The sequence below is a fragment of the Bacillus sp. AY2-1 genome, assembly GCF_008368965.1.
Taxonomy (GTDB): domain Bacteria; phylum Bacillota; class Bacilli; order Bacillales; family Bacillaceae_G; genus Bacillus_A; species Bacillus_A thuringiensis_S.
In genome coordinates, this window is record NZ_QPEL01000013.1 from 26272 (window position 1) to 38477 (window position 12206).

Here is a 12206-nt window from a genome sequence, read left to right on the forward strand (position 1 = left end):
TGAAAGGTCTGGCTTATGTCATTGTATCATAGCCCCTATCCCTCAAAAAACATTATGCTCAAAAAAACTCTGCTATTTAGCAGAGTTTACGAGCTAATTTGCTCTTGTAATGAAATTTGTTTTTCATCTTCTAAAATAACAATCGATTCTACTATCTTTGTAACTTCCAATCTTTTTATATAGTGTCCATCTAATTCTTTCACACAAAACTTATAATTTTCAATTTCAATGGAATCCTCTTCAGCAATCTCTATATTCTTCGTTAAAATCCAACCACCAATTGTATCAACACCATCATCATCAATCCCTAAACCAAATAACGTATTCACTTCACTAACAAGTACTTTTCCCTCTAGTATCGTCTTCGTTTCACTAACTTGTTGAATTTCTGGCTGCTCATCCGTATCAAACTCATCCTGAATATCTCCAACAATTTCTTCCAGAATATCTTCAACAGTAACAAGTCCAGATGTCCCACCATATTCATCTATCAATATAGCAATATGTGTTCTTTCTTTTTGCATTTTTAAAAACAAATCATGAATTGGGATAGAATCGATAACTAAAATAATTGGTCTCATATATTGCTCTACTGTCTTTTTATTAACAGCTTTATGTTGTACAAACTCAGTAAAAATATCTTTAAAATTCACAAAACCTATTACGTGGTCTTTATCGCCATCAACAACTGGATACCTTGTATATTTTTCACGAGACATTTTTTGCAAAGCTTCTTCAGCAGGCATTTCTTTACTTATAATATTCATTTCGGTTCGAGGTACCATTATTTCTTTTGCAATCCGATCATCAAATTCAAAAATTTTATTTACATATTTATATTCAGATTGATTAATTTCACCATTTTTATAACTCTCTGAAACTAACAACCGTAATTCTTCTTCTGAATGAACCTCATCATGCCCCTTCGGCGGTTTCAACCCTAGCAACTTCGTAATGATTCGAGCTGAACCATTTAATATCCAAATAAATGGGAATGCAATACGATAAAAGAAAATTAACGGCTTAGAAACAAGCAAACTTACTTGTTCAGATTTTTGAATTGCAAATGTTTTTGGGGCCAATTCCCCTATTACAACATGTAAAAAAGTAATTAAAAAAAATACTAAAATTACAGCAAAAATGTCTGCTAGTTGAGTAGAGATATTCCAATTTGCAAAAAGCGTATCAAACATTTGCTTTAACGCAGGTTTACCAAACCACCCAATTCCTAAAGCTGTAACAGTAATTCCTAGCTGACAAGCAGATAAATATTCGTCTAAGTTTGTAATGACTGTTTTGACCGATGTTGCACGATTATTTCCTTCTGCAATTAAATAGTCAATTCGTGAACTTCTCACTTTAACAATTGCAAATTCTGCTGCAACGAAAAATGCCGTTAAGGCAATTAAAACAATCACTATACTTATACTATATATGTCCAAATACTTTTCCTTACTTACATTGTAAGCAAGGAAGCCACCTCCTACTTAATTATATTCAAGTGAAGTAAGCATTCTAATACTCTAACAAAATTCTACATTAGCAACCACCTTTTTATATATTATATGCATACATAAAAAAGATATTTATCATTATGATAATCTAATTCATTTACACTAGTCAAATTATTCTAAATGTTACGATAAAACATTTTTATTTAAACGAACTATTCTTCTCAACTCAATTTCGTGAAAAAACACTTTCTTTGCCGATTCCACACTTCTTTTGTCGCACTAGAAGGGAACTTACTTCATAGCTCGAAATCATTCAACAGGATATATATAGGAGGGATTATTTTGGAATATAAAACACCATTTATCGCAAAAAAATTAGGTGTTAGCCCAAAGGCTGTTGTCCGGATCGCGCAACAATTAAATCTTACGATAGAAAAAAACAAATATGGCCACTTTATTTTCACACAAGATGATGTCGATCAAATGTTAGAACACCATCTATTTCAAATAGAGCAGTCTCAAAATCCTCAACCTACTCAAAAGGCTTCCTCAAATGAGGTTGAAGAATTAAAAACTCAAGTCAATACAATTGTTCAAAACATATCATCGAATGATTTTGAGCAATTAGCTAATCAATTAAACACTATTACAAGAAGGCTCGATCGAATGGAAGAACAAATGCAAGATAAGGCAAATGATGTCGTCACGTACCAACTTTTACAACACCGTCGTGAAATGGAGGAAATGTTAGAGCGAATTCAAAAGTTAGAAGCTGCGCTAACGAAAGAAGAACCCATTTATATTACTCCTGATTCAAAACCAACATACGAACGAGAAAAGAAACCGAAGCGCCGCAAAATGATTTTTAGTATATTTGGATTATAATTTTTAGACCCTTATTAAAATAATAAGGGTCTTTTTTAATGAAGAGTTATATCTTATAAAAATATTATTCTCTTTATTATACATATTCACTTCGTTTTATTTCGTTAACATAATATTTTTACTGTATTCTGCAATTAATGCCTGTGCATGAGCATTCCCTTGAATCACATCACGAAATTCTTTTAAAGAATACAAATGCGTAACCCCTTTTCGAGCATGAATTCTTACTGGTACACCTTGTAAAGTATCATGAAACTGAAATGGATTATCTATCGGTTCAATTGGAAAACCGAGTGTAAGTAAATACATATACATTCTTTTTGTCACTGCTGCAATGTACCATTCAGCTTTTGTTTCTAACGCATGTATAAATAAAATAGCTGTTAACCTTTTGAAATGTCCTCTCCCACGAGATGTTTTCGAAATACTTAACTTGCCTATTTCATACACATTCTTCAAATCTTTTACTAAATCATTTTTAGAAAACGGATAGAAAAACTCAGAATTTGATTGTTCAGGTACCGTATACTTAATACATTCTACTGTACCAATAGGATGTTCATCTTCTATTAATAAAAATCGTGATGGATTTAAATTACGTTCTACAAACATTAAGTTTCTTTCTTCACAAAAATCTCCCCATAGTTGCTCGAACCCAAAATGTTCTTCCTTTGTTTGAACACGCTGGAACATATTTAACCGCCTTTCCCATCGCCGCTCTGTTTTTGATAACGCTTTCACTATCTATCATATAAGAACAAATCTTCGTATGCAACTAAAAATATTTATGACTTATTATATTCTGCAAAGTGAATTAGATTCCAATTTAATCGACTTTTATCCCGCGCTCACATTCCTTTTAATAACACATTCGTATCACTTTTCAAACCTAAATTACATTATGTTTCTTTCCATACAGCATATAATTCTTCTTAATCTAAAAAAATCCTTTATGAAAAAGGATTTCTTTTACTTCTGAATGCTTTTTAACCATTTTTCAAAAATTTGTACCATCCCATGTTTTCCAGCTAATTTCTCTTCCCCTTGTTTCGTCTTATATGGATATAACTGCAAGAAAACACCGCATCCAGACTCAATTTTTTTACTATGCATATGGCTTCCTGGATATACACAAATGACTTCATAAATTGACCTTCGATAATAGACTCGCTTTCCATCCTGTTCTTCTACATACTTTATAGACCAGTACTTATACATTTGCTCAGTTGCTTTTGTATTTCCGACATGCTGAAAAATATTGTACATTGGACTGTATTTCACTTCAATAATAATAGAAGATTTATATACGTAGTTCCCATCTTCTTTTACATAACAGTCTAAGCGAATATCTGGCTTCTTCGTATCCTCACCATTGTAAAAATTACTACCTTTACTTAATGCAATAAGAGGATGTGTTTCAATTAAATCATTAAATGCGACATGCACCTTTATATCATCTCGTTCTAAAACTACTGTCGTTCCATCTTGTAATCCATCTACATAAAAATGTTCTTGTATTTGTTCACGAATTGAGTTTCTAGCCTCAAAACCAATTTGCTCTAAAATTGAAATAACGATAAAAAAAGCGTAATATTCATACACTAAAAACGTTGGCTTATAAACAAATAATAACGATGGAGATTGATCCGTATATTGCGGGAGTACTTCTAAATGATGTAGTAATTGTTGATGTGGTATCGGTAAATCATGTAAGTTCATGTTACTTGTTTCAGTAACTTCCCTCCAAAACGAAGAGTGCATTAACATTTGAAAGTATTGTACATTTTCATGCACGATATGCGCCAATATTTTATATTCTTGTATTTTCATTGAGCTCTTTCGTAAATCGGCTTCTTTTAGTAAATGTATATTTTTATATTTTTGCTTCTCTCTATCGGTTACCGATCCATTTCGCTCAATTGTTTGTATAATCGTTTTTACGGCTTGAAACTCTTCTGATTTTTTCTTTTTTTCTCTTTCTAAGATTTCAATTGTTTGACGTAAAAAACTTTTAGCTTCAATTAAATAATAATAAAATTGCATCGCTTTATATTTAAGAAATGCATTTTCCTTACTATTTTTTTGTTCCATAAACTTACGATTATAATGTTTGGCATAAGGTTTTCTTTCTGCCACTATAGTTCCTCTTCTTGTTGGCTTTCGCTCTTTTCCTTCCCATTTATATGCATTTATAAATTTTGAACTTGATTCTATTTTCTTAAAGATTTGCTTTATCATTTTCATTTTTTGGGGTAACTTTCTAAGCAACACTAAATAAGAAGAATCCTCAATATCGCTAAGTGCAGAGAAAGTCTTTTTATAATAACCTCTATCCAAAATCAACTCATTTAAAATTGACTTCACATAGTCTTGAATCATTTCAAATTGATCATCAAAAAAGTTTTTCGGTACGATTTGAAAAGCGCCATAATACGTTGTATCTTCTATGCGCACTTCAAAATGGTATAAACCGCAGCGCCATGGATAAAAGAATTCTGTTTTCCCATGTTCATATATTAATACTCTTTGTTTTTTTTCATTTATTTCATATTGAGCCTCTTTTATATTTTTCTGTCCCTCATATACTTTATTCCATATAAAAGTAATATTCATTGGGATTTCATAATTATACTGCAATCTAATTGGTTTTAATTCTTGTACTTTATAAATACATTGAACCAATGCTGTAGTAGATGTACAAAGACGATTTAATAAAATATAATCTCCTTTCCCCTCATTTCCAATGATTAACTTTAATACAAAAGGGAGCGTTTCATTCGTATCAACGATTTTTGTTTCGTAACGCCCTTCATTTTGCATATCCATACAGCTCCAGTTCCCTACGTTTTTCTCGTATATATGCTAAAGAATGTTCAAATGTAGATACTCTGTTTGCAAGTGCAGATTGCAAAAGAGGTACTAAGGTCGCTCCCCTTTTTGCTTCTTCAGAAAGTAAAGACCCAACCATCATTTCGGTCCCTCTGATTTTCGTTAATACACGCTGCTTTATTTGTAAATCAAACCCCTCTTCTCTACTGATCATATAGGTATGGTTATTTTGGAACGGTATGTTTTGCAAATAAGTCGCAATTGCATTTGCACATCGGAAAGAAATTCCCTTAGACGCATCATGTGATGACAATACGACATGCAACTTATCTAATAGCTCTAATTCTTCTTCAGAAAACACTTCAATCATCGCTTTATTTCTCATCCAATTTATCCGAAATTCTCCCGCTGTTACTTTCAAAGGTGGGTGTAATACGACTTTCCCCTGTTCCATGCCCATCTCACAAAACGGAATTTTCTGTAACGTTATTAGGTTCGTTCGGTCTAATAATCGATCGGAGAGCTCTTTCGTTGTTTCATCAAAATTCACAGTACCTACAAATATAATATTTTCTCCAATTTCAATTGTTGATGGAATTGAATTCTCAATGTCCTGAACACCCTCATACAAGTTTAAAATACGATTTTTTGTTTCAAGTTGAAGAACAGATAGAAATGGAGTAAACCAATGCTCAATATGAGACATGTTCATTTCATCAAAAACGATTATATACAGTTGATTTTGATTTTCTTTCGCCTTCATTAACGTCCTAACTAACTTCGTTTCACTTTCAATAAAAGTACCATTCGGATGAAGGTAACCAAGTAAATCATGTGGTTCTTGATACGATGGCGAAATTGGAATCCAAACCAATTCCTCCCCATACTGTAACCCTAATGCTTCTGCATAAGTTTGCACAAAACGTGATTTCCCAACGCCCGGTATACCACCAAGAATCGTTAACATATTTGTTTTTACACTTATATGGAAATTATAAATATCCGTTTCATCCAAATATAGCCCTTTATTATGCACCATACTTTGTACATACTGTAAAAAGGACGATTCACGCTCATCCCATTCCCATTCCTCTTTTTGCACTTTTATATCCTCTACTTCAACTATCTTACCTTCTTCATGCATTCGTTTTTTTAATTGCTCATACACATGATCACTTACAAAATATAATTGATCTTCTACCGCTATTTCTACATACTTCGTCCAGTCACTGCAGTTTATATATTTACATTCCCGTTTCTGTTCAAAATATGCGATTGAGCTAATTGATGACTTTAAGGATATGTTTCCGTACAGTCTTCCATCATGCCACAATAATTCGGGAGGCTCAAAGTCTTTCGGAAATTTTGGCATAAGAAATGATAAATAACCGTTGCTAAGTTTTCGTTCTAAAGACTCTCTTTTTTTATTATTTGTAACTTTAGGTGCCGGAATCATTTTATAGCTGCTTGCTATTTCTTTCGGTTCTTCTGTACATATTAACTCCACGTATACATTTCCTCTTTCATAATAAAGACGAAACATCACTAATTGCTTTTCTAATTTCCTCTTCTTTAATTCCGAAAAGATTTTTTCATTCTTTTTATTACTACATACCCCTTCAAATACATATGGTTCATTTGCAAATTGTTCCTGTAAAGTGAATGGTATTGGCGATAAGCATTGTACAAAGAAATTCTCTCCACTCTTCTCTTTCTCAGCTTTTGTAAATTTCCCTAAAAATCTCATATAGTACATTCGTTTTATAAAACTTGGCTGAAGAGCTTTATGTAATCTCACCTTAGTCACCTTCTTTTTTCATACTATTCTTAGTGTATGAAAGAAACGAAAAACTAGAAATAAAAAACCTGACGTTATCCGCCAGGTTCAAAATTAAAACGTATATTAATGAGAAGGAAATGCTTTTTTCTCTTGTAAAATTGCATTATGAGCAATTTTCATTTTAGCAAGTACGTAACGTAATCGATCTTCAGCATTTTCATCTTTACTTTTTTGTAATTCCGCCAAATTTTCAACAGAACTTGCTAAATTTTCAATGACTCCTCTCAATTCAGGATGATGATTAAAAAAAGATTCTTGCACTAATACTTTCCTTAACTCACTAGCTAAATCAATTATTCTAGACAACTGTTCTTTTTCTTCCATTCTCATCCCTCCTGAATATCTTATGTAGTAAATATTCTCTAAACAAAGAAAAAAGCCCTTTAAATAAAAAGGACTTTTTACATTTTTATATTTCCAGTTAATAACATATACAGGGATGTGATAGCCGCAACAATAATTGCCCACATCACATATCTCTCTGCACCTGCAAAACAACGGTTCCCTTGTTCTTTTCTTGCAAACGTGTAAACAATAATTCCAATTCCATACACAATTGAAACTAGTAGTAAATTCTTTAAACCAGCTGCATAAAGAAGCCATACAGAGTAAATCGAAGCAATTAAAGCTAACGCTCCATTTTTTAATTTAGCGTCTTTTAGCTCGTTTGTAATGACTAATTTTAATTGGAATAACGCTGATAATAAATATGGTAATAAAATTGATGTTGATGCAATGAAATACATAATTTGATATGTTGATTCTGAAAACAGAACGATGATAAATATAATTTGAGCAACACCATTTGAAATCCATAATGCCATGTGCGGTGTTTGCTTTTTATTTGTTTTCGTAAAGACTTTTGGAAATACGCCATCTTTTCCTGCTACATGAGAAATTTCAGAAACAAGTAAAAACCAGCCAATTAATGTACCGACAAGTGAAGCAACTAACCCGATATTAATCGCACCTGCCCCCCATGGACCAACAACATGCTCTAATACATGTCCCATTGACGGAGTTTCTAACACAGAAAGTTCGCCTCTTGTCATAGCTCCCATTGATAGGACAGAAATTAAAATATAAATGGACATTACTAAAATAAGCCCCATTACTGTTGCCTTACCAACGTCTCGGCTATTTTTCGCTCTTCCAGATAATACAACCGCTCCTTCAACTCCAATGAAAACCCAAAGTGTTACAAGCATTGTATTTTTCACTTGACCAAGTATAGCGGAAACTGAGATTGTTCCTTCCCCCCAAAAATCATGTGTAAATGTGTCCCAGCGAAATGCTGTTACCATTACAGCGATAAATAGTACGATTGGAACTAACTTTCCTATTGTTGCGATAACATTCATAATAGAAGCTTCACGAATTCCAAATAAAATTAGAAAGTGAAGTGTCCATAATAAAAGTGATGCCCCAACGATTGACGCAACATTATTTCCTCCTTTAAAAATTGGGAAGAAATAACCTAATGTACTAAACAGTAACATAATTGTTGCGACATTACCTAAGATTCCTGCTAGCCAATATCCCCAAGCACTATTAAACCCAATATATTCACCGAAACCAGCACGTGCATAACTATAAATTCCACCTTCAAGTTCCGGTTTTTGTCTTGCTAACGTTTGATATACGAGCGCAAGTGGAATCATTCCCATCGCTGTAATACACCAGCCAATTATTATTGCGCCACTGTTTGCTCCTACTGCTAAATCATGCGGTAAACTAAAAACACCGCCACCAACCATCGTTCCAACTACTAATGCGATTAATGGAAAGAATCCTAATTTCTTTTCTATTTGTACCACCCCATCTGTCATTCTAGGTGTTATGTTCGTTCAACTATTAAAGTCACCTTTTTCTCTAATAGACGTTTCTCTTATATTTTTTCAGGAAAACATTACTTATTCTAAAAGAAAATGAACAAAAATGGAATACTTTTTTGAAAAAATGTATAAGTATGCACAAAAAAACCGCTCATTTTGTAATGAACGGTCATTTCAAACATATAAATTTGTATATTTCTTGTAAATTTAACGAAGTAAATTCTCTTTTTGTAAAAATTGTTTTGCGACTTCTTCACTACTTTTACCATTCACATTAACTTCATAATTCATTTTTCGCATTTCTTCATCTGTAATCTTTCCAGATAATTTATTTAATACCTTTTCAAGTTCAGGATATTTCTGTAACGTTTCTTTTCTTAATAATGGTGCTCCTTGATAAGGTGGGAATAACCCTTTATCATCTTTTAGCACTTTTAGTCCGTATTGCTCCAATTCACTATCTGTTGAATATGCATCAATTACGTTAACATCTCCAGATTGAATTGCGCTATAACGCAGCTTCGGCTCCATCGTTTTAACATTCGAGAACTTATAGTTATATAATTTTTGCATTCCTTTATAACCATCTTCACGATCAGCAAATTCCAATGTAAATCCTACTTTGGCTTCCTGCGCAACATTCCCTAAATCAGAAATAGTATTTATATTCTTTTGATCTGCTATTTTTTTCGGCATGGCTAGTGCATATGTATTGTTATACTCCATTGGCATCAACATAATCATATTATATTTCTTTTCCAGTCCAACGCGAGCCTGCTCATATACTTCATCACGATTTGTACTCTTTGGTTCTTCTTTCACGAAAGTAGATAGCGCTGTTCCTGAAAATTCTGGGTACACATCTACTTCACCTGATTTCAACGCTTCAAATACAAATGCTGTTTTCCCAAGACCTGGTTTTAATTGTACGTGTAAATCGGTATCTTGTTCAATAAGCTGCTTATACATTTGAATTAAAATTTCAGGTTCTGATCCAAGTTTGCCCGCAATAACAATATCTTTCTTTTCTGTACTCCAAAGAAATGGAGAAGCAATCATTACTACAACTATACATATCGTCAATATAACACGCTTAGAAGAGCGTTTCGGTCGTTCAAGTATGCGAAGTACTATATCAAAGAATAAAGCGAGTAACGCGGCTGGTACGGCCCCTAAAATGATAAGTGCATGATCATTTCGATCTATACCTAATAATATAAGCTTACCTAGCCCACCAGCACCAATGAGAGCTGCTAATGTAGCCGTTCCAACAATTAATACCATCGCTGTACGAATACCGGCCATAATGATAGGCAATGCAAGAGGAAGTTCTACCTTCCACAACCTTCTCCAACTATTCATCCCCATAGCTCTCGCGGCTTCTATTAGTGATTCATCTAATTCCCTTATTCCTGTATATGTATTTCGTAAAATAGGTAATAGTGCATACACAACTAATGCGATAATCGCTGGAAGTTTTCCGATTCCTACTAACGGAATTAATAGTCCAAGTAATGCAAGTGATGGCACTGTCTGCATTACCGCAGAAGTTCCTATTATAAATTCAGCCATTCGTTCTTTTCTTGTTAATAAAATGCCAAGTGGCACCGCTATAATTACTGCAAAAAATAATGAAATAAGCGATATTTGTAAATGCTCACTTAATGCAGTTAGTAATTCTATTTTTCGTTCTTGGAACGTTTGTATAAAATTAGTCACTGTTTAACCTCTTTCCTTCATTTGTTCAACAATGTAATTGACAATATGACGACTTGTTAACGCTCCAATATATTGACCGTTTTCTTCAACTGGAACGACCTCCTCGTCACGCACACGAACTAGCGCTTCTTCTAAAGAAGAATGTAATGATAGTGCCTGCCCTTCTAATTGCACACTTTGATCAAGCGGCAATACATCTGCTACACTTTTCTCCTCATACCAAGTTCGTCCACGATTTCCAATGAACTCCTCTACAAATTCATTTTTCGGATTATGTATAATTCCTTCTGGTGTATCTAGTTGAACAACTTTTCCTTCTTTCATAATACAAATGCGATCTCCAAGTGATAATGCTTCTTGCATATCATGTGTTACGAACACGATTGTTTTTTGAATCTTTTTTTGCAACTGTACAATATCCTTCTGAAGCTGTTCCCTACTTAATGGATCTAACGCACTAAATGGTTCATCCATAAGAACGATTTTCGGGTTTGCGGCTAATGCTCGCACGACACCGACACGTTGTTTTTGTCCTCCTGACAATTCATCAGGCATACGATCTCGATATATATCCGGATCTAATCCAACCATATGTAACAAGTCATCGACGCGTGCTTTTATTTCCTTTTTGCTCCATTGCCTCATTTCAGGAACAACTGCAATATTTTCAGCGATTGTCATATGAGGAAACAAAGCAATCTGTTGCAACACGTATCCTATATCCCAACGTAATTCGTTTATATTATATTGTTGAATATCTTTTCCATCGATTAAAATCGACCCTTCAGTCGTTTCGATTAAACGATTAATCATCTTCATTGTCGTTGTTTTCCCGCAACCACTCGGACCGATGAGAACAAAAAATTCTCCCTTTTTAATTTCTAAATGCAATGAATCCACTGCTTTCGTGCCATCTTCATACGATTTTGACACATGATTAAATTGAATCACAAATACAACTCCTTTACTGTTGTTTCCTTTATTTTGATGGAATATGGCATTCATTTCAAATGATACGCTTTTAAATTAAAAAAGAGCTCGCATTTGAGCTCTAACGATCGAACAATATTGTTTTCATAATAGCAGCATATTCGCGAACATACATTTTTCTCTTAGAACGAATTGGTGTTTCAGCAGCTAGTGCCTCCATCTTCATGCCTAAACGCTTTGCAATTATTTTCGTTCGATATAAATGATACGTATTACTTACAACTACCGCATGTTTCACATTATATAAATCCATACTAAACTTTAAGTTTTCATACGTATTTGTAGATTGATCTTCTATTAAAATACGACTCTCATCTATACCATGTACCATTAAATAGTTTCTCATGCTGTGAGCTTCCGATATATCTTCATCTTCTCCTTGACCACCTGAAACAATTACTTTCGCTTCAGGATGGGAAAATAAATACTCCAACGCTACATCCAAACGATTTTGAAGAGATAAAGACGGTCTATCTCCAAATAACTTTGCACCCAGTATAAGAACGTACGGAGAGTGATAGCTCAATTTTTCACGAGCAACTTTGTTCATTCGAAACGTCATATAAATGATGTATAGTGGCGGTAATAATAAAATTATAAGAAAGATCCATTTGTTCATAAATAAGTATTCACTCCCTTTCTTTTGATTATATA

The 12206-nt window shown here is 33.5% G+C and carries 10 protein-coding genes; 1 reads left to right on the forward strand and 9 read right to left on the reverse strand.

What is annotated here, in order from left to right; translation table 11 throughout:
• Positions 1–86 precede the first annotated feature (86 nt).
• A complete protein-coding gene (locus DN403_RS02230; protein ID WP_000356245.1) occupies positions 87–1442 on the reverse strand; it encodes a hemolysin family protein in 1356 nt (451 codons plus the stop codon).
• Between the two features lie 354 nt (positions 1443–1796).
• On the opposite strand from DN403_RS02230, the gene racA reads away from it, so the two are divergent.
• Entirely contained in the window at positions 1797–2339 is a 543-nt protein-coding gene (gene racA, locus DN403_RS02235) for a chromosome-anchoring protein RacA (protein WP_000456012.1), read from the forward strand.
• 96 nt (positions 2340–2435) lie between these two features.
• Here the strand turns inward: racA and DN403_RS02240 are convergent, their stop codons facing one another.
• From DN403_RS02240 to DN403_RS02275, 8 genes are all read right to left on the reverse strand, one after another.
• Positions 2436–3032: a hypothetical protein gene (locus DN403_RS02240; protein WP_000487795.1), complete on the reverse strand. Its 597-nt coding sequence runs from the start codon at positions 3030–3032 to the stop codon at positions 2436–2438.
• Positions 3033–3308: 276 nt separating this feature from the next.
• On the reverse strand, positions 3309–5159 hold the full coding sequence (locus DN403_RS02245; protein ID WP_098437232.1) for a hypothetical protein: 1851 nt from the start codon (positions 5157–5159) through the stop codon (positions 3309–3311).
• Positions 5149–6966, reverse strand: a complete 1818-nt coding sequence (locus DN403_RS02250; RefSeq protein WP_001236574.1) for an AAA family ATPase — start codon at positions 6964–6966, stop codon at positions 5149–5151. The genes DN403_RS02245 and DN403_RS02250 overlap by 11 nt, the downstream gene beginning before the upstream one ends.
• 105 nt (positions 6967–7071) lie before the next feature.
• Positions 7072–7332 (reverse strand): hypothetical protein, encoded by a 261-nt coding sequence (locus tag DN403_RS02255; RefSeq protein ID WP_000391447.1) that lies wholly within the window; start codon positions 7330–7332, stop codon positions 7072–7074.
• A gap of 77 nt (positions 7333–7409) precedes the next feature.
• The gene (locus DN403_RS02260) at positions 7410–8837 is read right to left on the reverse strand and encodes a basic amino acid/polyamine antiporter (RefSeq protein ID WP_000129439.1); all 1428 of its coding nucleotides are present in this window, start codon (positions 8835–8837) and stop codon (positions 7410–7412) included.
• 213 nt (positions 8838–9050) lie between these two features.
• Positions 9051–10562, reverse strand: a complete 1512-nt coding sequence (locus DN403_RS02265) for an ABC transporter permease/substrate-binding protein (protein ID WP_000181021.1) — start codon at positions 10560–10562, stop codon at positions 9051–9053.
• Between the two features lie 3 nt (positions 10563–10565).
• Positions 10566–11513, reverse strand: coding sequence for an ABC transporter ATP-binding protein (locus DN403_RS02270; protein ID WP_000614075.1), 948 nt, complete (start codon positions 11511–11513; stop codon positions 10566–10568).
• A 100-nt stretch (positions 11514–11613) separates the two neighbouring features.
• Complete coding sequence (locus DN403_RS02275; protein ID WP_014895232.1) at positions 11614–12171, reverse strand: YdcF family protein; 558 nt, start codon at positions 12169–12171, stop codon at positions 11614–11616.
• Positions 12172–12206: the final 35 nt, after the last annotated feature.

Coding starts and splice junctions, on each gene's coding strand:
- DN403_RS02245 (WP_098437232.1), bottom strand. CDS start 5,159: ATGCAAAATGAAGGGCGTTACGAAACAAAAATCGTTGATACGAATGAA.
- DN403_RS02260 (WP_000129439.1), bottom strand. CDS start 8,837: ATGACAGATGGGGTGGTACAAATAGAAAAGAAATTAGGATTCTTTCCA.
- DN403_RS02240 (WP_000487795.1), bottom strand. CDS start 3,032: ATGTTCCAGCGTGTTCAAACAAAGGAAGAACATTTTGGGTTCGAGCAA.
- DN403_RS02255 (WP_000391447.1), bottom strand. CDS start 7,332: ATGGAAGAAAAAGAACAGTTGTCTAGAATAATTGATTTAGCTAGTGAG.
- DN403_RS02275 (WP_014895232.1), bottom strand. CDS start 12,171: ATGAACAAATGGATCTTTCTTATAATTTTATTATTACCGCCACTATAC.